Origin of the sequence: Klebsiella sp. CTHL.F3a (genome assembly GCF_019890895.1) — a bacterium.
Lineage (GTDB): Bacteria > Pseudomonadota > Gammaproteobacteria > Enterobacterales > Enterobacteriaceae > Klebsiella > Klebsiella grimontii.
Genome location: NZ_CP082360.1, coordinates 3,997,774 through 4,020,977, shown reverse-complemented (window position 1 = coordinate 4,020,977; position 23,204 = coordinate 3,997,774). Strand labels below are relative to the sequence as shown.

The window sequence follows — 23,204 nt, the reverse complement described above, 5'->3', positions numbered from 1 at the left end:
TGAAAATTTTTTCATGAGCAAAGTAGAGCGCGATCACAAAATGGACAAAAAGCTAAAAGTGAGCGAAATCGCGGCGCGTACCGGGCTGTCGGTGAGCACGGTATCGCGGGTGCTGGCAGGGAAAGCGAATACCAGCGCCAGGGCTCGCCAGAGGGTACTGGAGTGCGCCCGCGAGCTGGGCGTGATGGAGGGGATCGCCGCCGGGCGAATGCTGCTCAACAACCTCGTGGTATTTGCCCCTCAGCGCGCTTTCGATGAACGCACGGATATTTACTACTATCGGGTGATTCAAAGCATCAATAGCGCCCTTATGCCGCATGAGGTACACCTGCGCTATTGCGCGCTGGAAGAGAACGACAGCGATGCCAATTTGTTTTTGCAGCGCATGCATGAAGCATCGACCCAGGCCGCTATTTTATTGGGTATCGACGATCCGCATATTCACGATCTGGCGGCCGATCTGGCGAAGCCCTGCGTGATGATCAACTGCCATGACGCTGGAATGCGTTTACCCTCCGTCGCACCGGATCATCGGCTGATCGGCCAGTTCGCCGCCCGGTATCTGTTTGAGATGGGGCATCAGGCGATCATGAACGTGATGTGCCTGCGTCGCTATACCATGGAGCTGCGTCTGCTGGGCATTAAGCAGGCATGGCGGGCGCGGAATCTCCATTTCGTTGATGGCAGGGATTTACTCGCCGTGGCCAACTTCAGCGCCAGGGATACCGAGGAAAAAGTCGGGGAGTGGCTGGATCAGCGCGGCGACGGCCCACTGCCGACGGCATTTCTGGTGGGCGGTGATTTTATGGCGGCAGGCACGATCGCCGCTTTACAAAAACGCGGTTTGCGCGTCCCGCAGGATGTTTCCGTCATGAGCATCGACGGCTTTAACCTGGCGGCGATTCAGGATGTACCGCTAACTGCTGTCCACGTCCCGCGCGATGAATTAGGCGTTGAAGCGGTACATTTGCTACAGCAGAGGCTGATCCGTCCCGATGCGCCGCACGGCGCGTTACTCCTGCATGGCACGCTGGCGGTACGTGATTCGGTGCGGCGGATACGCGCCGGTAACCGCCGTACCGCCGTTGAAGCGAAGGGGCTATATGACGATTAATTCGCCATCCCCAACGCGCGCTTACCGTGGATGTTTAAATCGTCCAGCGTGAAACGACCTTCCCAGCTGGCTTCATAATCCTCGCGCGGGAAGTCGCCCGGCGAGGCGCCGTGCGCCAGCGCGACTTTGACCTTCTGCGCGTAGGCGAGGTTTTTCTCACACATTGGCGCGGCGGGAATATACATCACGTTGCCCCAGCCCTGCTGATTTTCCACCGGCGCGACCGAGTGGATCACGTCGCAGTGCCACCATACCGAATCGCCCGCATTCAGCGCCGGAATTGAGCTTAAGGCTTTGATCAGCAGCGGGTGCCATTTTTCCGAAATCGGCAGCACCTTACCCGGCGCGACGCCGCACAGTTCATCATCCGGGACATCATCGAGCAGCGGACGCAGCAGCACGTAAGCCATCGCTTCCGGGATCGGCACCACGTGCAGCAGGCCCTGATCGGGGATCATATCGGAGAGCGCGGTCCACCCCTGGAAGGTGCGGAACACCGAGCATTTGGTGGTGTTGTCGACCGTATACTCTTCGACTTCGGTGCGGTGCGCCGCGTCCCACGGGTCGTAAGCATCAATGTTGCCGTTAAACACGTCGGCAAACACTTTCTGATAGGCCGGCAGCAGCCAGCGCTCCAGGGCGCCGGAATCGGTATGCGCCCCCAGACCTTTCGAGGTGGTCCCCGGCGGGCGGCGGCGAATGCGGTCCGGGTAGATGACGCTGACATCCGGGTCGAACCATTGCTTGCCGTCGCGGTTAAACGTCCACAGACGGTTGAGGAACGACTGCACGGCAGCCATTTCATCGCTCTGTCGCGCCTGCATCTGCGCCTGGGACCAGTAAATCGGATAGATTTCCGGCCGTGATGCCTCCAGCGAGCCGAAAAAGGTATCGCCCGGGCCTCTGTAGACGTCATCAAAATGGTTGCGGTCGAGATAGTCGAGCATTGAGTTATCCCACGCCAGCGCCCGTTCACGAGAAAAATGGCCCTTGATGACCGCGCAGCCGCAACGCTTGATGAGCTCGCGCTGGGCCTCCGTGACCTGGCCACGCGCAATCGCCTCGAACGGGATTATCGGCCAGACGTCCTGGCCGCTGGCTTTAAGGGCGTCAATTTCTTCCAGACGCGCGGCGATACGCGCGGTCAGCCGATCGAACACCGCCTGTACGTCGCCGATTTGCGCCCGCAGCTCCTGCTTGATCTGGCGGATAGCCGCCCTAGGGTCGGCAGGTAAAGTTTCACTGGTATGGGTAACAGCCATGATGACCTCTCATCTTTCATTCGAAAGTGTTAAATCTTACATATGATAATTTAAGTTAAAATTAAGTTAATGCAAGTTTAAAATTATGCAGAGGTGCACAAAACGGGAAGCCGGGGCGGTCAACCCCGGCGCGGCGTTACTGATTGAAGGGGGCGGCGTGGTCGAGGACGGCCTGAATGACGTTCAGCGCGCCGTCGTGGTTGTTATCATCGGTGGCAAAACGCGACACCGCCTTGATGCTTTCGGCGGCGTTGGCCATCGCGAAAGAGTATTTCACCAGCTTGAGCATTTCCGTGTCGTTCGCGCTGTCGCCGATGGCCACGCACGCCTGCGGCGAGATGTTCCAGCGCTTCAGCAGGCGGCTGATGCCGTTGGCTTTATGCAGGCCGGGGATAATCAAATCGACGAAGCCGAAGCCGCTGGTGACCGGCTTCATAATGCCGTCCAGCGAGACGTGCAGTTTGTCGATAAGCTGCGGAATTTCGCTATCCGGCAGGTTAAGCGAAAACTTAAATAGCTTATCGTCGATGCCATGGTAGTTGCTAATACGCTGCAGACGATGGTAGTGCTTTGACATCAGCGCGACAAAGGCGTCGGGCGCGCGATCGCTGACGTAAGCGCTTTCGAGGCCGCAGGCGACAAAGTTGAGCTGCGGATCTTTGAGCAGTTCGCCAATTACCACCTGGGATTCATGACGGGTAAGTTCGCCGTGGAACAGCTGTTGACCGTGTTCGTAAACCAGCGCGCCGTTCTCGGCAACAAAGGAGATTTGGTCGCGGATTTCCGGGAAAAAAGAGATCAGCTGGTAGTACTGGTTGCCGCTGGCGACAACGAATTCAATACCCTGCTGCTGGAGTTGCGCGAACTGCGCAAGAAAACGCGAGCGGTCATACTGCTTGGCGTCATTGAGAAAAGTTCCGTCCATATCGGTGACGATAACTTTAACGGTCATAACACATGCTCCTGGCTTAACTTCGACCAGTAACATTCTAATTACAATGTGATGGGGAGCACAAATTTATTTCGAATGAAAGTTTGCATTCACCGATGTGCAGGAGAAAACCCCGGGTTGCGGCGTAAACGCCTTACCCGGGGCTCCGGCCCGCAAACGGCTAAGAACCTGTAGCCCGGCTAAGCGTAACGCAAGCCGGGGATGTTAGTTACAGCGTATGCTCGGTACGGGCGATAATATCGTCCTGAGCATCCGGCGACAGGGCGGTAAAGAACGCCGAGTAACCGGCCACGCGGACCACTAAATCACGGTACTGGTCGGGGTGTTTCTTCGCTTCCAGCAGCGTCTCGCGCGACACGATGTTGTACTGAATATGCCAGCCTTTGTGCACCTCGAAGAAGGTGCGCAGCAGCACCATCAGTTTCTGCTTATCCGACGCGTTCTCCAGCGTGGCCGGGTTCAGCTTCTGGTTAAGCAGTACGCCGCCGAGGATTGAGCCGGTCGGCAGTTTACCCACCGAGCTGATCACCGCGGTCGGCCCCAAGTGGTCGGTACCGGAGGCCGGGCTGGCCCCTTCCGCAAGCGGCGAGTGCGCTTTACGGCCATCCGGCGTCGCCATAGTCTGCGCGCCAAACGGCACGTTAGCGGAGATGGAGGAGGTACCGGCGTAATAGTTGCCGCCGATCGGGCCGCGGCCGTAGCGCGGGTTATGATACAGCTTCAGCTCGTCGATATAGGTCTGGTAGGCGCGAGCCAGCAGCATATCCACGCTGTCTTCATCGTTGCCGTATTTCGGCGCGCCGTTGATTAAGCGCTGGCGCAACTGCTCGTGGGTCAGGCCTTCGAAGTCTTCAGCCAGCGCCTTTGCCAGCGCCTGCTGGCCTATAACGCCCTGATCGAACACCAGCTTTTTCACCGCCGCCAGGCTGTTGCCGAGGTTAGCGATGCCGACCTGCAGACCGGAAACCCAGTCATATTTCGCGCCGCCCTGCTTGATGCTCTTCGCGCGCTCGATACAGTCATCAACCAGCGCCGAACAGAGAATATCGTGCACGTTCTCCTCCAGCATGGTGTCGACCACGTACTCAATCTCGATAGATTTGCGCGTGTAGTAGCGGATCTGTGTATCCCAGTCGGCCAGAACCTGTTCGAAGTTGTCGAAGTTACCTTTTGACAGCGCATGTTCCTGCGGTAGGAAAACCTGGCCGCTGGTGGCGTCGCGGCCACCTTCCAGGGTTGCCAGCATGACGCGGGCGAAGTTGATAAAGCTCATCCCGGTGCAACGATAGCCCCATTTGCCGCCGACGGCGGTTTCAATGCAGCCGATAGCGGCATAGTCGTACGCATCCTGCGGCTCAATGCCGAGTTTGATAAATTCAGGAATAACGATTTCATCATTGTTGAACGCCGGCATGCCGAAGCCGCAGCGGATCACCTGCACGCACGCGTCGAGGAAGTCGTTGCTCATGCCCGCGTGGTAGCGCACGCTGAGGTTAGGCTGCGTCGAGCGCAGGCGACCGCAGGATTCTAGAATCGCGTAGGAGAGCGGGTTCACTGCATCTTGCGCTACGCCGCCCACCAGATTCTGGCCGCCGATGGTGACGTTCTGGTACAACGGGCTACCGGCGGACGCCTTAGAGTGCGAGCCGGAGCGAATTTTGTTCACCTCAAGCAGCTTCAGCCAGCAGCAGTGCAGCAGCTCGATGGCGTGTTCGCGATCCAATGATTGTGCCAGCTCAACGTCGCGGCGGTAGTAAGGGTAGAGATACTGGTCCATGCGGCCGAAAGAGACCGAGTGGCCGTTGGATTCGATCTGCAGAATCAGCTGGATGAAATAGCACAGCTGCAGCGCCTGCCAGAAGGTCTTCGGCGGCTCGTGGGCGATGATATCGCAGTTTTCGGCTATCGCCAGCAGTTCGTCGCGGCGGGATTCGCGGATCTCCGTCGCGGCCATGCTGCGCGCCAGCCCGGCGTAGCGCTTACAGTGTTCGCTGACCGCTTCCAGCACGATATCAATGGCTTTGAGGAACTGCTCGCCGTGCAGATCTTCAAGCACGGTCAGGTTAATGCGCGAACGGCGCTCGGCGACTTTCGCTCGCATGCCGTCGAGGCCTTTTTCCAGCAGCAGCGGATAGTTGACCGCAAGGTGAGCATCGCCGGAGGTCATATTGCCTTCCGCTTTGATAATGCCGGTCGCCAGCAGCGCTTTTTGCTCGTCGGTAAACATGCCGTAGCAGCGATCCTGTACGGTTTGACCGCGCCACCACGGGCACACTTCGTGGAGCACACGTTTGTTCTCTTCGCTAACGGCAAAACCGGCGCCGGGGCGATCGGCGAGGTCGTCGATCTCTTTTTCGATCCAGCTTACGGTGTATTCCGGGAAGATGGGCGCCGCGCGAACTTCGCTGGCCTGGTTGCCGACAATCAGTTCATCGTGCTTAATCCAGATCGTGCGTTCCGCCAGGTGATGAGCCAGCGCCAGCGCGCGGCGTACCGGGATCGGTTTATCCAGGTGCTGCTGATAGGCTTCGGTATAGTGCAGGGCGCGCTCAGTACAGACCGGCGGCTTAACGATATGCACCAGCGCCATTTTATGCGCCTGAATGCGCGGGCTCAGAGTATCCAGTTTCAATATTGTCATAGGGTTATCCTCGTAGAGTCGCCGTTAAACCTTTGCTCTGAGCATAGTTCTGCGCGAAGGCGAGCAGCTCGGGGGCAGCAAGCGGTTTGTCCGGAGCGGTATAGGGCTGACTGAGTAATTGGTATTTATTCATTCCTAACGTGTGGTACGGCAGGAAATGGATCTCGCCGACCTTTAAGCGGTCAGCGGCAAAATCGGTAATGGCGGCAATATCGCTTTCGTTAGCGTTAAAGCCCTGGATCAACGGCACGCGAATGATGATTTTCTTTCCGGCCTGCGCGACGCGCTGCAGATTATTCAGCACCCGGCGGGCGCTGCCGTCCGTCCACTGCTGGAAAATCGCTTCGTTAACGTGCTTGAGGTCGGCGAGAAACAGGTCGATAAACGGCAAAGAGGGCTCAACGTATTTCCACGGCACGTGCAGACAGGTTTCGACCGCGGTGTGGATCCCCGCGTTGTGGCTGGCCTCAAACAGCTGTCGGGCCAGCCCGGGATTCATAAACGGCTCACCGCCGGAAAGCGTGACGCCGCCGCCGCTGCGATCGTAGAATGGCTTGTCGCGCAGTACCGTGGCCATAATCTCGTCGACGCTTTTCTCTTCGCCGCACACGGTTAATGCCGTCGTCGGGCAGCAGTCGCGCAATTTGCCGATATGCGCATCGGTGAGCTTTTCGCGGTGGATAATCAGACCGTCCAGCTTGCGGGTAATCACCTCCGGCGCAGCCTGCTGGCAGAGGTCGCAGCCGTCCAGGCAAAGGCGGGCGTCATATAGCAAATCCGCCGTGCGGGCGCGGCTTTCCGGGTTCTGGCACCAGCGGCAGCCCAGCGAACACCCTTTGAGGAAGACGACAGTGCGGATCCCCGGGCCGTCATGGGTTGAATAACGCTGAATGTTGAAGATCATGATTCACCCTCTTATTTGCATATGAAGATTAAATTACTTTCGAATGAAAGTTGCATTGATATAAATCAACAAGCACAGCGAGGGGGAGAAACGGAGGCGAAAAAGTCTCGGCGGGTCACAAAACGTCCGGCGGCGGTGCCGCCGGAAAAGGGTCAGGGCGTACCGCACACCTCGCAGTGAGGGTTTCGCGGCAGCTTCATTTCGCGGAACTGGCAGCGCATGGCGTCGTACATCACGATTTTGCCGGTCGCCGGGCTGCCGTAGCGGGTCAGCAGCTTAATCGCCTCCATCGCCTGTAGCGAACCAATGGTGCCAACCAGCGGCGCCATGACGCCGGCTTCGACGCAGGTGAGGGCGTTGTCGCCAAACAGGCGGCTCAGGCAGCGGTAGCAGGGTTCATTTTCCTGATACGTAAAGACGCTGATTTGCCCCTCCATGCGAATCGCCGCGCCGGAGACCAGCGGCGTTTTATGGCGGAAACATCCGGCGTTGAGCTGGTTACGGATCGCGACGTTGTCGGTACAGTCGAGCACCAGATCGTGGGCGGCGATTTGCGCCGCCAGCGCCGCGTCTTCCAGCCGCGCGTTGAGCGCCGTGAGCTGAACGTGGGGATTAATCCGCGCCAGCGCGGCGCGGGCGGAGTCGACCTTCGGCTGGCCGATGGCGGCGTCGCTGTGCAGGGTCTGACGCTGAAGGTTGGAGAGCGAGACGGTGTCGAAATCGAGCAGGGTTAGCTGGCCGACGCCTGCCGCCGCCAGATACTGCGCGGCGGCACAGCCCAGCCCGCCGAGGCCGACGACCAGCACGCGGGAGGCTTTCAGCTGCTCCTGACCGTCAAAATCGAAATCGCGGAGAATAATCTGCCGGTTATAGCGCAGCATCTCCGCATCGCTCAACTCCACGCTCATTACAGCCCTCCGAACAGATGATTAAACGGCTCAACGTCCACCCATTCGCCCGCTTCCACGCTGCCGCGCTCGCGCTCCAGCACGATAAAGCAGTTGCCGAGGCTGAATGAACTGAAGATATGCGAGCCCTGGTGACCGGTGCTGCTAACCACCAGCTCGCCGTCCGGGCCGCGTTGCAGCACGCCGCGTTGAAAATCGAGGCGGCCAGGCGATTTCTTCAGGCCGGAGGCGGCGCGCACGCGCAGGCGCATCGGCTGAGCTTGCCCGACGTTGCCGGACAGCTTCGCCAACAGCGGCTGAACCAGCTGGTAGAAGGTCAGCGTTGCGGAAACCGGGTTGCCCGGCAGGCCGCAGAACCAGCTGTGGCTAAGCTTGCCGAAAGCGAAAGGTTTTCCCGGTTTGATCGCCAGCTTCCAGAAGCCGATTTCCCCCAGCTCTTCGAGAATCGCTTTGGTGTAGTCCGCTTCGCCGACGGAAACGCCGCCGGAGCTAATCACCACATCGGCCTGCTGGTCAGCCTGAATAAAGGCTTCGCGCAGTTTAGCCGGGTCGTCGGGAATAATGCCGAGGTTAATCACTTCGCAGCCCAGCTCCTGCAGCATCAGGTGTACCGCCAGGCGGTTGGTATCGTAAATTTGCCCATCGGCCAGCGGCTGGCCCGGCAGCTGAAGTTCATCGCCGGTGGAGAACACCGCCACCCGCACTTTACGCACCACGTCAACCTCGGCAATGCCCAGCGAGGCGATGACCGGCAGCTCGGCGGCGGTCAGGCGTGTTCCCGCGGGGAAGACGACCGCGCCATGGGCGATATCTTCGCCGAGACGACGGATATTCTGCCCGCTTTTCACCGGGGCGATAAAGCGGATCCCGTCATCGGTTTGTTCGGTCTGCTCCTGCATGACCACCGCGTCGCAGCCTTCCGGTACCGGCGCGCCGGTCATAATGCGGATACAGGCGCCCGCCGGCCAGACGCCGTTATAAGGTTGACCGGCGAAGGCCTTGCCCGCTACCGGCAGCGCTGCGCCGTCGGCGAGATCCGCCAGGCGTACGGCGTAGCCGTCCATTGCCGAGTTATCAAAACCGGGCACGTTGAGCGGCGAAACGAGATCATGGGCGGTTACGCGCGAAAAGGCCTGCAACAGCGGTACGGTTTCCGTCGCATTCAGCGGCGTAATACGAGTGAGCATCTGGGTCAGGGCTGTGTCGAGCGGCATCAGTCCGGCGGTAAAATCCATGTGTTTCTCCTGCGGGCAAACATCGAAAACGCCTATTATGGCAGAAAAGAGGGGCGGGCTATATCCCACCAGGGGACAAGCTTTACATCATCGTCTGCTCTTTCTATATTCAAAAATTGTATAGGACAGTCAGCACGATAATGATATTTATACACTTTATCGGTAAGGAACGGCGTAATGGGTAAGGCGGTTATAGCAATTCACGGCGGGGCCGGGGCGATTAGCCGCGCGCAGATGACGCCGGCGCGTGAGCGGGAGTACGTAACGGCGCTGGCGGCGATTGTCGATAGCGGACAAAAAATGCTGGCGGCCGGGGCCAGCGCGCTGGATGCGGTAACTGAAGCGGTCCGGCTGCTGGAGGAGTGCCCGTTATTTAACGCCGGTATTGGCTCGGTATTTACCCGCGATACCCGCCATGAACTCGATGCCTGCGTGATGGATGGTTGCCGCTTGCAGGCCGGCGCCGTCGCGGGAGTTCAGCATTTACGTAATCCGGTGCTGGCGGCGCGCCTGGTGCTGGAACAGAGCCCGCACGTGCTGTTGATTGGCGAGGGGGCGGAAGCGTTTGCCGCTACCCACGGTATGGAACACGTCGATAACAGCCTGTTTTCGACCCCCGAGCGCTTGCTGCAGCTGCGTCAGGCGCAGGAGGGCGGCGATATCGTGCTCGACCACCACGCCGCGCCGCTGGATGAGCGGCACAAAATGGGCACCGTCGGCGCGGTTGCGCTGGATCTGGCGGGTAACCTCGCGGCGGCGACGTCAACCGGCGGTATGACCAATAAGCTGCCGGGACGCGTCGGCGATAGCCCGCTGCCGGGGGCGGGCTGCTATGCCAATAACGCCAGCGTCGCCGTTTCCTGTACCGGCACCGGCGAAGTGTTTATGCGTACGCTGGCGGCCTACGATATTTCGGCGCTGGTGGAGTACAGCCAACTTAGCCTGCAGGAGGCCTGCGAAAGGGTGGTGATGGAGAAACTTCCTGCGCTGGGCGGCAGCGGTGGCCTGATCGCCGTCGACCGTGAAGGCAACGTGGCGCTGCCGTTTAATAGCGAAGGCATGTACCGGGCCTGGTGTTATGCGGGTGATACGCCCACGATTGGTATTTATCGCGAATAAGAGGAAAGGGCGTTGCCGCATAGTCAAGAAATCGATGCTAATGATGTTCTGCAGGTGCGCGGCCTGAACGTCGCGTTTAGCCAGCAGCCGCAGGCTTTTTCCGCCGTTCGCGACCTGTCGTTTACCCTGCGGCGCGGCGAGACGCTGGCGATTGTCGGCGAGTCCGGCTCGGGGAAATCGGTAACGTCGCTGGCACTGATGCGCCTGCTCGATCGGGCGGTCAGCGAAGTGCGCAGTGATGCGCTGCTGCTGCGTCGTCGCAACCGGCAGGTGATTGAGCTGAGCGAACAGTCTGACGCCGATATGCGCGGCGTGCGCGGCGCGGATATGGCGATGATCTTTCAGGAGCCGATGACCTCGCTGAATCCGGTCTTCACCATCGGTGAACAGATTGCCGAGTCGATTCGATTACATCAGGGCCTGAAGCATGATGAGGCCCTGCGCGAAGCGAAAAAAATGCTCGATCAGGTACGCATTCCGGAAGCGGAAGCCATGCTGTCGCGCTTTCCGCATCAGCTTTCCGGCGGTATGCGTCAGCGGGTGATGATCGCCATGGCGCTCTCCTGCCGTCCGGCGGTGCTGATTGCCGATGAACCGACGACCGCGCTGGATGTGACTATCCAGGCGCAAATTTTGCAGCTGATCGCCGTTCTGCAAAAAGAGATGTCGATGGGCGTTATCTTTATTACCCACGATATGGGCGTGGTGGCCGATATCGCCGACCGCGTGCTGGTGATGTATCGCGGCGAAGCGGTGGAGACCGGCAGCGTGGAGGAGATTTTCCGCGCGCCGCAGCACCCCTATACCCAGGCGCTGCTGGCCGCGGTGCCGAGGCTGGGCGCGATGCATGGCACCTCTCTGCCGCGCCGTTTCCCGCTGCTGAACCAAAGCCCGTCGCCAGAGGAGCAGAAAACTGTTGTGGCCGGGGATCCGATCCTCAAAGTTCGCGATCTGGTCGCGCGCTTCCCGCTGCGCAGCGGCATTCTCAACCGTATTACCCGTGAAGTGCATGCGGTCGAAAAAGTCAGCTTTGATTTATGGCCCGGCGAAACCTTAAGCCTGGTAGGGGAGTCCGGCTGCGGTAAATCGACCACCGGACGGGCGTTGCTGCGTCTGGTGGAAACCCAGGGCGGCAGCATTACCTTCAACGGTCAGCGGATTGATACGCTGACGGGCGGTAAGCTTCAGGCGCTGCGTCGCGATATCCAGTTTATTTTCCAGGACCCTTACGCTTCCCTCGACCCGCGGCAAACGGTGGGCTATTCGATTATGGAGCCGCTGCGCGTGCACCGCCTGCTGGAGGGGGATGCTGCTCGTGAACGTGTCGCCTGGCTACTGGAACGCGTCGGACTGGAGCCGGAACATGCCTGGCGCTATCCGCACGAGTTTTCCGGCGGTCAGCGCCAACGCATCTGTATTGCCCGCGCGCTGGCGCTCAATCCAAAAGTGGTGATTGCCGATGAGTCGGTATCGGCGCTGGACGTGTCGATACGCGCGCAAATTATCAATCTGATGCTCGATTTGCAGCGCGAGATGGGCATCGCATTTCTGTTTATTTCCCATGACATGGCGGTGGTTGAGCGCATCAGCCACCGCGTGGCGGTGATGTATCGAGGGCGCATTGTCGAAATTGGCCCGCGCCGCGCGGTGTTTGAAAACCCGCAGCATCCCTATACCCGTAAACTGATGGCCGCTGTTCCGGTGGCCGACCCTGCGCATCGTCGTCCGCAGCGCGTGCTGCTCTCCGACGAGCTGCCGGGGAATATCTTCAGACGGGGCGAAGAGGGGGTGAGTACGCCGTTACAGCAGGTTGGGCCAGGGCACTTTGTCGCCAGAGAGTCCGCCGCCGACGTGCTGGCACGATAACAACGACATCCATAATGCAGCATTTCAGGAGAACAACATGACTCAACGCGTTTCAGGCAAATGGCTGTTGGCGCTGGGCGTCGCTTCGGCGCTGGCAGCGACGCCGGCTTTTGCCGCAAAAGATGTGGTGGTGGCGGTCGGTTCTAACTTTACGACCCTCGACCCCTATGATGCTAACGACACGCTGTCGCAGGCGGTGGCGAAGTCTTTCTATCAGGGGCTGTTCGGCCTGGATAAAGAGATGAAACTGCATAACGTGCTGGCGGAAAGCTATACCGTTTCTCCGGACGGGCTGGTTTATACCATTAAGCTGCACCCGGGGGTGAAGTTCCAGGACGGTACCGAGTTTAATGCCGAAGCGGTCAAGGCCAACCTCGATCGCGCCAGCAATCCGGAAAATCATCTCAAGCGCTATAACCTGTATAAAAATATCGCCAGCACCGAGGCGGTTGACCCGACGACGGTGAAAATTACTCTCAAACAGCCTTTCTCGGCGTTTATTAATATCCTGGCCCACCCGGCGACGGCGATGATTTCTCCGGCGGCGCTGAAGAAATATGGTAAAGAGATTGGTTTCCATCCGGTCGGCACCGGCCCGTACCAGCTCGACACCTGGAATCAGACCGACTTCGTTAAAGTGAAGAAGTTCGCAGGTTACTGGCAGCCGGGGCTGCCGAAGCTGGACTCCATTACCTGGCGTCCGGTCGTGGATAACAATACCCGCGCGGCGATGCTGCAGACCGGCGAAGCGCAGTTTGCGTTCCCGATCCCCTACGAGCAGGCGCCGCTGCTGGCGAAAAACAGCAAGCTGGAGCTGGTGGCCAGCCCATCGATCATGCAGCGCTATATCAGCATGAACGTGACGCAGAAGCCGTTCGATAACCCTAAAGTGCGCGAGGCGATTAACTACGCCATCAACCGTCAGGCGCTGGTGAAAGTGGCCTTTGCGGGCTATGCCACCCCGGCGACCGGCGTGGTGCCGCCGTCTATTGCCTACGCTGAAACCTACAGCGCCTGGCCGTACGATCCGGCCAGGGCCCGCGAGCTGCTGAAAGAGGCCGGCTATCCCAATGGATTTAGCACCACGCTGTGGTCGTCTCACAACCACAGCACGGCGCAGAAAGTGCTGCAGTTTACCCAGCAGCAGCTGGCGCAGGTGGGCATTAAAGCGCAACTGACGGCGATGGATGCGGGTCAACGCGCGGCGGAGGTGGAAGGTAAGGGGCAGAAAGAGAGCGGCGTACGCATGTTCTACACAGGCTGGTCGGCGTCGACCGGGGAAGCGGACTGGGCGCTGTCGCCGCTTTTCGCGTCGCAAAACTGGCCGCCGACCCTGTTTAATACCGCTTTCTATAGCAACCCTCAGGTCGATAAAGATCTCAACGACGCGCTGAAAACCACCGATGCGCAGGAAAAAACGCGGCTGTATAAGGACGCGCAGGATACTATCTGGAAAGAGTCGCCGTGGGTGCCGCTGGTGGTCGAAAAACTGGTCTCAGCACACAGTAAAAATCTGACCGGATTCTATATCCAGCCGGATACCGGATTTAGCTTTGAACAGGCGGATCTTAAGTAGATAGCTGTGGGTCCCCGGGCGCAGGCTGCGGGGACTTCGCGCAAGGAGAAGCATGCTCAATTATGTGATTAAACGCCTGCTGGGGCTCATCCCCACGCTGCTGATTGTGGCGGTGCTGGTGTTTCTGTTCGTGCATATGCTGCCCGGGGATCCGGCGCGGCTGATTGCCGGGCCGGAAGCTGACGCTCAGGTGGTGGGAATGGTGCGCCAGCAGCTGGGGCTCGATCGGCCGCTGCACGTGCAGTTCTGGCACTATATCAGCAATATTGTGCAGGGGGATTTCGGTACCTCGATGGCCTCGCGTCGCCCGGTAAGCAGCGAAATCGCTAGCCGTTTTATGCCGACATTCTGGCTGACGCTCGCCAGCATGAGCTGGGCAGTGGTGTTCGGGATGGCGGCGGGGATCGTGGCGGCAGTCTGGCGCAACCGCTGGCCGGATCGCCTGGGGATGGCGCTGGCGGTGACTGGGATCTCGTTCCCGGCGTTTGCGCTCGGCATGCTGTTGATGCAGGTCTTTTCCGTTGAGCTGGGCTGGCTGCCGACGGTGGGCGCAGACAGCTGGCGCCACTATATTCTGCCTTCGCTGACCCTGGGCGCCGCGGTGGCGGCGGTAATGGCGCGCTTTACCCGCGCCTCGTTCGTTGATGTCCTGCATGAAGATTACATGCGTACCGCGCGGGCGAAAGGCGTCAGCGAAACGCTGGTGGTGCTCAAGCACGGCCTGCGCAACGCGATGATCCCGGTGGTGACCATGATGGGGCTGCAGTTCGGCTTTTTGCTCGGGGGGTCAATCGTGGTGGAGAAGGTCTTTAACTGGCCAGGCCTCGGACGTCTGCTGGTGGACTCGGTGGAGATGCGCGACTATCCGGTGATTCAGGCGGAAGTCCTCCTGTTTTCGCTGGAGTTTATTCTTATTAATTTAGTGGTGGACGTGCTGTATGCCGCCATTAATCCAGCTATCAGGTACAAGTAAGGTGCGATTGCTCAACTGGAGAAGACAAGCGGTTATCAACGCGATGCCGGGGATTAAACCCGGGCAGATACGTACCCCATGGCACGAGTTCTGGCGGCGGTTTCGCCGTCAGCCGGTGGCGATGGGGGCTGGGATATTTGTCCTGCTGCTGATCGCGGTGGCGATCGTGGCGCCGTGGATTGCGCCGTTCGATGCGGAAAACTATTTTGACTACGACCGGCTCAACGACGGCCCGTCGATGATGCACTGGTTCGGCGTTGATTCGCTGGGGCGGGATATCTTCAGTCGGGTGCTGGTGGGGGCGCAGATCTCGCTGGCCGCAGGGGTACTGGCGGTATTCATCGGCGCGACCATTGGCACCGTACTTGGACTACTGGCCGGATACTACGAAGGCTGGTGGGATCGCATCATTATGCGTATCTGTGACGTGCTGTTCGCTTTCCCGGGGATTTTGCTGGCAATTGCGGTCGTGGCGGTAATGGGAAGCGGAATGTCGAACGTGATTATCGCGGTGGCGATCTTCTCGATCCCGGCATTTGCGCGTCTGGTGCGCGGTAATACCCTGGTGCTTAAGCAGCAGACCTTTATTGAGTCGGCGCGCAGCATTGGCGCCAGCGATGCCAACATCCTGTTTAATCACATCTTGCCCGGAACGGTATCGTCGATTGTGGTCTACTTTACAATGCGTATTGGCGTGTCGATTATCTCCGCCGCCAGCCTGTCATTTCTGGGGCTTGGCGCGCAGCCGCCGACGCCGGAGTGGGGGGCGATGCTCAACGAAGCGCGGGCGGATATGGTGATGGCGCCGCACGTGGCGCTGTTCCCGGCAATCGCGATTTTCCTGACGGTGCTGGCGTTTAACCTGCTGGGTGACGGACTACGCGATGCGCTGGATCCGAGGATAAAAGGGTAGGCGTTCGAGGATTGTGCAGCCCGGACAGGTGTCCGGGAAAGCACTCCGCACGTTAATCCTGTGCGGTTTTGTCGTCCGGATAAGGCGCGCGAGCGCCGTTATCCGGGATACGGTTAGCGGGCGAAATTAAACCCGGCTGCCCCACAGATCGTATTCGTCGGCGTGTTCGACTTTCACCCGCACAACGTCGCCCGGTTTGACTTTACTCTCACCGTTCAGGTACACCGCGCCGTCGATTTCCGGCGCATCGGCCATGCTGCGGCCAATTGCCCCTTCTTCATCCACTTCGTCGATCAGCACCATAATTTCGCGACCGACTTTCTCCTGCAGGCGCTCGGCGGAGATCTGCTGCTGCAGCTGCATAAAGCGGTTCCAGCGCTCTTCTTTCACCTCTTCCGGTACCTGATCCGCCAGTTCGTTGGCGGTTGCGCCTTCAACCGGGCTGTATTTGAAGCAGCCGACGCGGTCGAGGCGAGCTTCCTTCAGGAAGTCGAGCAGCATCTGGAAATCGTCTTCCGTTTCGCCCGGGAAGCCGACGATAAAGGTCGAACGCAGGGTAAGTTCGGGACAAACTTCACGCCACTGCTTGATGCGCGCCAGCTGGCGGTCTGCGGAGCCCGGGCGTTTCATCATTTTGAGAATACGCGGGCTGGCGTGCTGCAGCGGAATATCGAGATAAGGCAGAATTTTACCTTCCGCCATCAGCGGGATCACATCATCAACGTGCGGGTACGGATAGACGTAGTGCAGGCGTACCCAGATACCGAGCTTCGCCAGCTCTTCGCACAGGCTAACCATGCTGGTTTTGACCGGCATACCGTTGTGGAAGCCGCTGCGATGTTTGACATCAACGCCGTAGGCGGAGGTGTCCTGAGAGATTACCAGCAACTCTTTGACGCCGGCGTCGGCCAGGCGTTTGGCTTCCGCCAGCACTTCGCCAATCGGACGGCTGACCAGATCGCCGCGCATGGACGGGATGATGCAGAAGGTGCAGCGATGGTTGCAGCCTTCGGAAATTTTTAAGTAAGCGTAATGACGCGGCGTCAGCTTCACGCCCTGTTCCGGCACCAGGCTCAGGAACGGGTTGTGTTTAGGCTTCGGCGCGTAGTGGTGGACGTGTTCCAGCACCTGTTCATAGCTGTGCGGCCCGGTAATTTCCAGCACCTTCGGATGCACTTCGCGGATCTGATCTTCTTTTGCGCCCAGGCAGCCAGTGACGATCACTTTGCCGTTTTCTTTCAACGCTTCGCCAATCGCTTCCAGCGACTCCTGCACGGCGCTATCGATAAAGCCGCAGGTGTTAACGATAACCATATCAGCGTTATCGTAGGAGGGAACCACGTCATATCCTTCGGTGCGCAGTTCAGTCAGGATACGTTCTGAGTCCACGAGATTTTTCGGGCAGCCCAGAGAGACAAAGCCGATCTTCGGCTGATGGGTGACATTGCTCATAGCTTAAAAAGTGTTCAATTATTGGGATGGTCAGGGCAGGGATTCTACAGAGATCGGCGGAAAGTTTATACTCCTTTTCTTGTTAGCCCGGCGATATCCGTGTTTCTTTTTATAGGGATGATTATCCAGATTGTTAATCAAAATAAGGGGGTTATTCACCCATTATCTCGGCAACCGGGGGAAGTCGGTTTAGATCTGGTTTAACCTGAAGCGGTAAAATAGCCGCTGCTTTTCGTCTTTATTTTTTATCAGGTTTCCCATGTTTAAAAAGTTGGGTGGTTTAGTCTGCGCGCTGTCCATGATTAGCACGACGCCCGTTTATGCCAACGAGATGGCGTTATATTCGGTCAATACCGGTTCATTTGTCTATCATATGACCGGTAATCACGGCCAATATAATGAAAAATTCAACAACCAGTTTTTTTCCGTTGAGCGTAAGCTGTCTGCGGATTCAAAGTACAGCGCGTTGGTCGGGACCATGAAGAATAGTTTTGCCGACCGCTGCCTCTCTTTGGGGGCACGAAGAGACTGGTACGCGGGGGCAAATGGCTGGACGTTCAAGGGCGTCTATGCCTATACCGGCGAGTTCTTCTTTAAAGCCTTTCGCGATTGCGGCGATTCAGGCACTTATCGAACGGCAAAGAAACTTACTGGCGTCGGTTTCTCTCCCTATATTTACCATGGCCTGCAGTACAATTTTACCGATTATTTCGGCGTCGAAACGGGCATTATCGTCCCGGCTATATTTGTGATGAGCGTACAGTGGAGTTTCCGTTAATTCGCCCGAAAGAGGCTTCCGGGCGAATGTTGCTTAATGGCTTTGCGCCACGCCTGCGCCTGGCGCAGCCCCCGGCGCGGTCGGTTCTCTATTATCGCGCAGCGTAAATACCGAGATGAGCGTAAACAGTCCGGCGATGCCGCCCAGAATATAATAGGTATGCGCGAAGCCGATGGTATCGTACAAATACCCGGCCAGCGGCGAGTAAATGGCCGTGGCGATAGAGGCGACGAACAGCACCAGCAGGTAGACCGTCGACGAGAGCTTGTTGTCGAAGTTGGCGGCGATAAATTTAAACACCGACACCAGAATCAGCGGTTTTTCCAGCGCATGCATCATTTTTACCGCGCCGATCCACACCGGACCCAGCGGAATCGCGGAGCCGACGATACGCACCGACATAATCAGCCCGGCGATGATCAGCGCCCACTTCGCGCCGGTGCGGTTTACGAACCACGGCATCAGGCATAAAAACAGAGTCTCGCCGCATACCTGAATGGAGGCAAGAATGCCGTACCAGCGATTGCCTTCCTCCGGCGTCGGGAACTGCAGAGAAAAATACTGGGCGAACTGCTGATCGTAGGTGTCATAGATTTGCGTGACGAAAAGGGTGAAGACCAGCAGCATCCAGAACTGGCCGTTCTTCGCCAGCTCCAGGGCGTGCGAAACTTTCAGCGCACTGCTTTTTTGCATTTCCGCTTCGGTTAGTTCGATTTTGGTCATCATAAAGCAGATCGCCGCGATAACGATGGCGACGCTGGCCAACCAGAAGGCGAGGTTCGGATTGCTGTCGATATATTTGCCGACGATCCACGCGGCTGCGGCCCAGCCTAACGATCCCCACATCCTGACCCGGCCGTATTCGAACTGGTAGCGCCGCGAAATTTTATCAATATACGAATCGATAACTCCGCAACCGGAATTGAAAATAATCCCCAGGTATACCCCGCCAAGCAGCGCGCCCAGCCAGAAGCTGTGCACCAGCAGTGGCGCATACAAATAAATAAAGAACGGGCCTACCGGCAGCAGCATCGCGACCAGGATCCAGATCAGTCGTTTTTTCAGGCCGAACTTATCGGAAATAAATCCGAAGAAGGGCTGCATCAGCAGGGCGATAAAGGCGTTGACCGAGTAGAGCAGGCCGGTTTTGGTTGCGCTAATCCCGAGATGCTGAGTGGTCCAGATAACGAAGAACGCCATGGTTGAGGACCAGGCGAAGAGGTAGAGGAAATCGAAAAGACTCAACAAGATATAGTTTCTTTTGCCGGGCGTAATCATTTCAGTTCCTTCAAGCGGTAGCGGTAAAGGTAACAAACAGGATCGATCTGCTTGCTGTTTTTATTCAATGTTATACGTAATACATTTTATGAAGTGATATGACACCTGACGGCATTTTATGGCAATGTGCATTGCTCTAATATGTGATCATTACTGCAATAAATAATTTCATCATCGAGATTTTAAAGGGTTTTTGTTTTGAGAGCGTATGACATTTTCGATCGTTGGTTATTGAGATCGCAGGCGAGAATTTTAATCGTCGTTGTAACATTGTAAAGGATGTTAATGACCTGAGAATTATTGATCTGCCTCATCGTTTTGTACAAAAAATAACCATATTATGGTTGTGGTAAAGGACGACAGAGGAGGATCTGCGATGACCGTTGACAGACTGTATCGTAACCTGATGAATAAGCTCATTAATGCCAACATTGATCTCGACGCTTATTTGCAGCTACGTAAGGCAAAAGGCTATATGTCAGTCAGCGAAAACGACCATCTACGTGATAACTTGTTTGAACTGTGCCATGAAATGCGTCAACACGCGCCGCGCCTGCAGCACGCCGTCGCACCGGAGGAAAAGGATGCCCTGCGGCTGGCCGGCGAGGCCGTCGCTTCCGCGGCGGTCTGCCTGCTGAGCGGACATCATGACTGCCCTTCCTACATCGCTGTCGACGTAGATAAGCTGGAAAGCTGTCTGGCGGTATTGCGGCTAAATATTCATAAATTGAATGATTCTCAGCCCATTACTCACGCCTGAAATCAGGGGGAGCCTGCTCCCCCTGATTAATGTTATGTAAAAATCCCTTCCCGTTTTCCCTCGCTGGCTACCCTTATCGCATTGCTGACAAAAGGAGTATGCCATGCGCCAGACCCTTACCCTGATCGCCCTTATCGCGCTGTTGTTGCCAACGGCAAGCCTTGCCGCCCGGGAGCGCGTAGAGGTGTTGCAGAACCAGCTTGAACACCCATGGGCGCTGGCCTTTCTTCCCGACGACAGGGGGATTCTGATTACCCTGCGCGGCGGCGAGCTCCGGCTGTGGCAGCGGGATAAAGGCCTCGCGCCTGCGATTTCGGGCGTGCCGCAGGTCTGGGCCAACGGACAGGGCGGTCTGCTGGACGTGGCGCTGGCCCCGGATTTCGCCCAGTCGCGCCGGGTCTGGCTGAGCTACGCCGAAGGCGGAAGTGACGGCAAGGCCGGGACCGCCGTAGGTTACGGCCGACTGAGCGATGACCTCCAACGCCTGGAAAATTTCCAGGTAGTTTTCCGCCAGCAGCCGAAGCTCTCAACCGGCAATCATTTTGGCGGACGGCTGGTGTTCGACGGCCTCGGTTATCTGTTTATTGGACTCGGGGAGAATAACCAGCGTTCGACCGCTCAGGATCTTGATAAGCTGCAGGGAAAAGTGGTGCGGCTAACGGCTGATGGCAAGGTCCCGGATGATAATCCTTTTGTCGGCCAGGCCAGCGTCAGGCCTGAAATCTGGTCTTACGGTATACGTAATCCACAGGGGATGGCGATGAACCCGTGGAGCGATACGCTGTGGTTAAATGAGCACGGGCCGCGAGGCGGGGATGAGATCAATATTCCGCGAAAAGGCAAAAACTACGGCTGGCCGCTGGCGACGCACGGCATTAACTACAGCGGCCTGCCGATCCCCGAAGCCAAAGGCAAAACGGCGGAAGGAACCGAAGCGCCGCTGTTTGTCTGGGAGAAGTCGCCGGCGGTGAGCGGTATGGCGTTTTACGACGCGCAGACCTTCCCACAGTGGCGTCACCGGCTGTTTATCGGCGCGCTGAAGGATAAATCGCTGATTGTTCTCAAGGTTGACGGCGATAACGTCACGGAACAGGAGCGGATTCTGGGCGATCGCGGAAAACGTATCCGCGATGTGCGCGTTGGACCCGATGGTTATCTGTATGTGCTAACCGACGAATCCAACGGCGAGCTGCTGAAGGTGAGCCCGGCGGGCTAATATCAGGTGACCGGGATCATCACCACGTTGCGCCAGGCCTGGCGCTGGTTAATTTGCTGATACCAGCGCTGCAGGTGCGGGCGCGGTTGCCAGGTTTTAACGGTTTCCAGCAGGTTATAAATGAACGGCGCGACGGCGATGTCGCCGAGGCCGAAGGACTTGCCTGAGAGCCACTGATGACGCGACAGTTCATCATCCAGAATGGCGAACAGCGTTTCGCAGGCGGCAATTCCGGCTTCAATCGCGGCGGGGTCGCGTTTTTCCGGCGGGGTTCTCACCAGCCCCATTAAAATCGGCCGATGGGCCGGCGAGAGCGAACCGTTAGCCCAGTCCATCCATTTCTCGCCCTGAGCGCGTTCGGCGGGCGACTCCACCCACAGGCGATCCTGACCATACTGCGCGGCCAGATAGCGAATAATGGTGTTTGATTCCCAGAGCACGATATCGGTCGTCTCATCTTTCAATAGCGGTACCAGCCCATTGGGATTCATGGCCAGATAGGCCGGATCGTGATTCAGACCGAACTCCAGGCCTGCCAGAATTTGCTGATACGGGAGGTCGAGTTCTTCCAGCACCCAGCGCACTTTCTTCACATTGGTCGAGTTGTTTCTGCCCCACAGCGTAATCATATCCGCTCCTGCTTTTTATTAAGCCGCCGTTGCGGCGTAGTGAGCATTCATGTTGGAATAAAGTTAATATTCCGGCAAGTGATTTTATTCTACTGAAACTAAACGTTTTTTATGCCTACTACCTTGCGTTTGGGGCATCCTTGGGACACAACGTCAGAAAAACTACTGTTCAGCATTTCCACCTGGTTGCGGTCCATCTCTCCGATCCACTTCGAGTAAATCTCATAAACCATCTTCGCATTCTCGTGGCCCATCTGTCCTGCGATGAAAGACGGATTAGCTCCGGCAGTTAATAGCCAGCATGCGAACGTGTGGCGCGACTGGTAAGGGCGTCTGCTCCTGATTCCCGCCTTCTTTAATCCCGCCTCCCAACTATACCCCAGAGACTGAGAGCCGTAATACTTCGTTTCCCCGCGCCAGTTTTTGGGCGGGATAAACACGAATCGCAATTTTTGTTGTTCAGTTAAGCCATGTTCTCGGTGATGAAAAGTGATTTCGGTTTTGCTTAATGCGCCAGTTAGCTTGAATTGCTCACGTAAGGCGTTCAGCGCAGGCTCAAGCAGGGTTACAGTTCTGTTCCCCGCTTCGGTTTTGGGTGGCACAAACAGCCCCTCATTAGTTTGATTACGCCTGACGTGAAGCTCACCCTTATCAAGATCTACATCCTCCCAGGCTAAAGCTGTTAGCTCGCCATGCCGAAGACCCGTAAAGATAGCTGTAGTCCAGAGCAAAGCATACCGAGGAGTTAGCGCTTTTATAAATCCCTCGAACTCGCTCTGAAGAAGCGGATCCGGGTCTCTCCTGGAGCGCTTGAGCATCTTTATACCTTCGTGAGGGGTATGCTCGATAAAGCCGCTCAGGTTCGCCAGTTTGAGCAGCGCAGTCAGGTTGTTCATCAGACCGTTGACCGTGGATACAGCACGGCCCTTTCTTTTTAGCCAGGGAGCGTGATCGCTAAAGGTGTTACCAGTTAATAGCGCGTTCCTGTAATTCAGCAGGTCGGTATGCTGGATATCCGCAATATGCGTATTACTTCCAACAATAGCGCAAAGCGTTGCTATGCGTGATTCCGCGCCTCTGTATGACGCAGATGACACCTCAAGCTTTTTGGCATTAAGATAAACGTTGCACAATTCACCGAAGGTTTTAATTTTTTGTGTTGTAGTGAATTTTTTAAGCGCTTTTGATTCAGGGAAGTGCTCTGCATAGTCAAACTTACCTTGCTGAATCTCACTCACAATTAAAGCGCGGAGATTACCAGCCTTTCGTATATTGCTACTCGATACAGTCCAACCACGTAAAACTTCGCGGCAACGTATGCCGCGATACAGAAAGCTAATTCTTATTCCCTTCCCATGCAGCTCGACGCCTGCAGGCATATTCATTAAGTTTCCCCAACAAGCCTATTAATCCTAGTGTAGTTGTAGAGAAGCGTCGCTCTTCCTTCTGAAGCCTCGGGGTTAGGTGGGTGCCTCTTATAATGAACACCTTCAATCCATCGCCCTTCCCGGTAAGATTTAATTTGCCGGGGAGTCATATACATCTTCGCTACAATTCCCTTTTCCATCACCCATTCATCCTCGTGAGTAATATCGGCCATAAATAACCTCATGACCGGGAAACTATAA

20 protein-coding genes are annotated in these 23,204 nt (G+C 57.2%); 9 read left to right on the top strand and 11 right to left on the bottom strand.

All coding sequences use genetic code 11. The annotated features are described in order from the left end of the window. Positions 1-13 precede the first annotated feature (13 nt). Entirely contained in the window at positions 14-1,114 is a 1,101-nt protein-coding gene (locus tag K7H21_RS18945; RefSeq protein WP_004130783.1) for a LacI family DNA-binding transcriptional regulator, read from the top strand. Here the strand turns inward: K7H21_RS18945 and K7H21_RS18940 are convergent. The 6 genes from K7H21_RS18940 to moeA form a co-directional block, all read right to left on the bottom strand. Then, positions 1,111-2,376, bottom strand: coding sequence for a DUF1479 domain-containing protein (locus K7H21_RS18940; RefSeq protein WP_223035285.1), 1,266 nt, complete (start codon positions 2,374-2,376; stop codon positions 1,111-1,113). The genes K7H21_RS18945 and K7H21_RS18940 overlap by 4 nt on opposite strands. 136 nt (positions 2,377-2,512) lie before the next feature. Next, positions 2,513-3,328, bottom strand: a complete 816-nt coding sequence (locus K7H21_RS18935; RefSeq protein ID WP_004130787.1) for a Cof-type HAD-IIB family hydrolase — start codon at positions 3,326-3,328, stop codon at positions 2,513-2,515. Positions 3,329-3,536: 208 nt separating this feature from the next. Continuing rightward, the gene (locus K7H21_RS18930) at positions 3,537-5,969 is read right to left on the bottom strand and encodes a formate C-acetyltransferase/glycerol dehydratase family glycyl radical enzyme (protein ID WP_087830042.1); all 2,433 of its coding nucleotides are present in this window, start codon (positions 5,967-5,969) and stop codon (positions 3,537-3,539) included. 4 nt (positions 5,970-5,973) lie between these two features. Continuing rightward, positions 5,974-6,873: a glycyl-radical enzyme activating protein gene (locus tag K7H21_RS18925; RefSeq protein ID WP_087830045.1), complete on the bottom strand. Its 900-nt coding sequence runs from the start codon at positions 6,871-6,873 to the stop codon at positions 5,974-5,976. A gap of 152 nt (positions 6,874-7,025) precedes the next feature. Continuing rightward, on the bottom strand, positions 7,026-7,781 hold the full coding sequence (moeB, locus tag K7H21_RS18920; protein WP_004130792.1) for a molybdopterin-synthase adenylyltransferase MoeB: 756 nt from the start codon (positions 7,779-7,781) through the stop codon (positions 7,026-7,028). After that, positions 7,781-9,016 carry a molybdopterin molybdotransferase MoeA gene (moeA, locus tag K7H21_RS18915; RefSeq protein ID WP_004130793.1) on the bottom strand — a complete coding sequence of 412 codons (1,236 nt, stop codon included), beginning with the start codon at positions 9,014-9,016 and terminating at the stop codon, positions 7,781-7,783. Before moeA ends, moeB begins: the two co-directional genes overlap by 1 nt. Positions 9,017-9,193: 177 nt before the next feature. Between moeA and iaaA the strand changes: the two genes are divergently transcribed. The 5 genes from iaaA to gsiD are packed head-to-tail and all read left to right on the top strand — an operon-like array spanning position 9,194 to position 15,463. Continuing rightward, the gene (iaaA, locus tag K7H21_RS18910) at positions 9,194-10,135 is read left to right on the top strand and encodes a beta-aspartyl-peptidase (protein WP_004130794.1); all 942 of its coding nucleotides are present in this window, start codon (positions 9,194-9,196) and stop codon (positions 10,133-10,135) included. A 12-nt stretch (positions 10,136-10,147) separates the two neighbouring features. Then, positions 10,148-12,001 (top strand): glutathione ABC transporter ATP-binding protein GsiA, encoded by a 1,854-nt coding sequence (gsiA, locus tag K7H21_RS18905; RefSeq protein ID WP_223035284.1) that lies wholly within the window; start codon positions 10,148-10,150, stop codon positions 11,999-12,001. Positions 12,002-12,038: 37 nt separating this feature from the next. Continuing rightward, positions 12,039-13,577 (top strand): glutathione ABC transporter substrate-binding protein GsiB, encoded by a 1,539-nt coding sequence (gene gsiB / locus K7H21_RS18900; protein WP_004130796.1) that lies wholly within the window; start codon positions 12,039-12,041, stop codon positions 13,575-13,577. 52 nt (positions 13,578-13,629) lie between these two features. Continuing rightward, complete coding sequence (gene gsiC / locus K7H21_RS18895) at positions 13,630-14,550, top strand: glutathione ABC transporter permease GsiC (protein ID WP_004130799.1); 921 nt, start codon at positions 13,630-13,632, stop codon at positions 14,548-14,550. 1 nt (position 14,551) lies between these two features. Further along, entirely contained in the window at positions 14,552-15,463 is a 912-nt protein-coding gene (gsiD, locus tag K7H21_RS18890; protein ID WP_032742081.1) for a glutathione ABC transporter permease GsiD, read from the top strand. Positions 15,464-15,589: 126 nt separating this feature from the next. Here gsiD and rimO read toward each other — a convergent pair whose 3' ends face one another. Then, a complete protein-coding gene (gene rimO, locus K7H21_RS18885; protein WP_049111940.1) occupies positions 15,590-16,915 on the bottom strand; it encodes a 30S ribosomal protein S12 methylthiotransferase RimO in 1,326 nt (441 codons plus the stop codon). Positions 16,916-17,213: 298 nt separating this feature from the next. Between rimO and K7H21_RS18880 the strand changes: the two genes are divergently transcribed. Further along, positions 17,214-17,693: a hypothetical protein gene (locus tag K7H21_RS18880; RefSeq protein WP_162626028.1), complete on the top strand. Its 480-nt coding sequence runs from the start codon at positions 17,214-17,216 to the stop codon at positions 17,691-17,693. 33 nt (positions 17,694-17,726) lie between these two features. On the opposite strand, the gene K7H21_RS18875 is transcribed toward K7H21_RS18880, so the two are convergent. Beyond that, positions 17,727-18,968, bottom strand: coding sequence for an oligosaccharide MFS transporter (locus tag K7H21_RS18875; protein ID WP_177447581.1), 1,242 nt, complete (start codon positions 18,966-18,968; stop codon positions 17,727-17,729). Positions 18,969-19,347: 379 nt separating this feature from the next. Between K7H21_RS18875 and bssR the strand changes: the two genes are divergently transcribed. Then, positions 19,348-19,731, top strand: coding sequence for a biofilm formation regulator BssR (bssR, locus tag K7H21_RS18870; protein WP_004130808.1), 384 nt, complete (start codon positions 19,348-19,350; stop codon positions 19,729-19,731). A gap of 103 nt (positions 19,732-19,834) precedes the next feature. Beyond that, positions 19,835-20,947: a PQQ-dependent sugar dehydrogenase gene (locus K7H21_RS18865; protein WP_049111941.1), complete on the top strand. Its 1,113-nt coding sequence runs from the start codon at positions 19,835-19,837 to the stop codon at positions 20,945-20,947. A gap of 2 nt (positions 20,948-20,949) precedes the next feature. Here the strand turns inward: K7H21_RS18865 and K7H21_RS18860 are convergent, their stop codons facing one another. From K7H21_RS18860 to xisR, 3 genes are all read right to left on the bottom strand, one after another. Next, positions 20,950-21,576 (bottom strand): glutathione S-transferase family protein, encoded by a 627-nt coding sequence (locus tag K7H21_RS18860; protein WP_004130812.1) that lies wholly within the window; start codon positions 21,574-21,576, stop codon positions 20,950-20,952. 98 nt (positions 21,577-21,674) lie between these two features. Beyond that, entirely contained in the window at positions 21,675-22,961 is a 1,287-nt protein-coding gene (locus tag K7H21_RS18855) for a site-specific integrase (protein ID WP_142444919.1), read from the bottom strand. After that, complete coding sequence (gene xisR, locus K7H21_RS18850; protein WP_048257884.1) at positions 22,961-23,176, bottom strand: excisionase family protein; 216 nt, start codon at positions 23,174-23,176, stop codon at positions 22,961-22,963. The genes K7H21_RS18855 and xisR overlap by 1 nt, the downstream gene beginning before the upstream one ends. Between the last annotated feature and the right edge of the window lie 28 nt (positions 23,177-23,204).

Excerpts from the sequence above, each read along its gene's own strand:
- K7H21_RS18880 (WP_162626028.1), top strand. The coding sequence starts at position 17,214 with ATGATTAGCACGACGCCCGTTTATGCCAACGAGATGGCGTTATATTCG.
- iaaA (WP_004130794.1), top strand. The coding sequence starts at position 9,194 with ATGGGTAAGGCGGTTATAGCAATTCACGGCGGGGCCGGGGCGATTAGC.
- K7H21_RS18865 (WP_049111941.1), top strand. The coding sequence starts at position 19,835 with ATGCGCCAGACCCTTACCCTGATCGCCCTTATCGCGCTGTTGTTGCCA.
- rimO (WP_049111940.1), bottom strand. The coding sequence starts at position 16,915 with ATGAGCAATGTCACCCATCAGCCGAAGATCGGCTTTGTCTCTCTGGGC.
- bssR (WP_004130808.1), top strand. The coding sequence starts at position 19,348 with ATGACCGTTGACAGACTGTATCGTAACCTGATGAATAAGCTCATTAAT.
- moeB (WP_004130792.1), bottom strand. The coding sequence starts at position 7,781 with ATGAGCGTGGAGTTGAGCGATGCGGAGATGCTGCGCTATAACCGGCAG.
- gsiB (WP_004130796.1), top strand. The coding sequence starts at position 12,039 with ATGACTCAACGCGTTTCAGGCAAATGGCTGTTGGCGCTGGGCGTCGCT.
- gsiC (WP_004130799.1), top strand. The coding sequence starts at position 13,630 with ATGCTCAATTATGTGATTAAACGCCTGCTGGGGCTCATCCCCACGCTG.
- K7H21_RS18925 (WP_087830045.1), bottom strand. The coding sequence starts at position 6,873 with ATGATCTTCAACATTCAGCGTTATTCAACCCATGACGGCCCGGGGATC.
- K7H21_RS18940 (WP_223035285.1), bottom strand. The coding sequence starts at position 2,376 with ATGGCTGTTACCCATACCAGTGAAACTTTACCTGCCGACCCTAGGGCG.
- xisR (WP_048257884.1), bottom strand. The coding sequence starts at position 23,176 with ATGGCCGATATTACTCACGAGGATGAATGGGTGATGGAAAAGGGAATT.
- K7H21_RS18855 (WP_142444919.1), bottom strand. The coding sequence starts at position 22,961 with ATGAATATGCCTGCAGGCGTCGAGCTGCATGGGAAGGGAATAAGAATT.
- K7H21_RS18930 (WP_087830042.1), bottom strand. The coding sequence starts at position 5,969 with ATGACAATATTGAAACTGGATACTCTGAGCCCGCGCATTCAGGCGCAT.
- moeA (WP_004130793.1), bottom strand. The coding sequence starts at position 9,016 with ATGGATTTTACCGCCGGACTGATGCCGCTCGACACAGCCCTGACCCAG.
- K7H21_RS18935 (WP_004130787.1), bottom strand. The coding sequence starts at position 3,328 with ATGACCGTTAAAGTTATCGTCACCGATATGGACGGAACTTTTCTCAAT.
- K7H21_RS18860 (WP_004130812.1), bottom strand. The coding sequence starts at position 21,576 with ATGATTACGCTGTGGGGCAGAAACAACTCGACCAATGTGAAGAAAGTG.
- K7H21_RS18945 (WP_004130783.1), top strand. The coding sequence starts at position 14 with ATGAGCAAAGTAGAGCGCGATCACAAAATGGACAAAAAGCTAAAAGTG.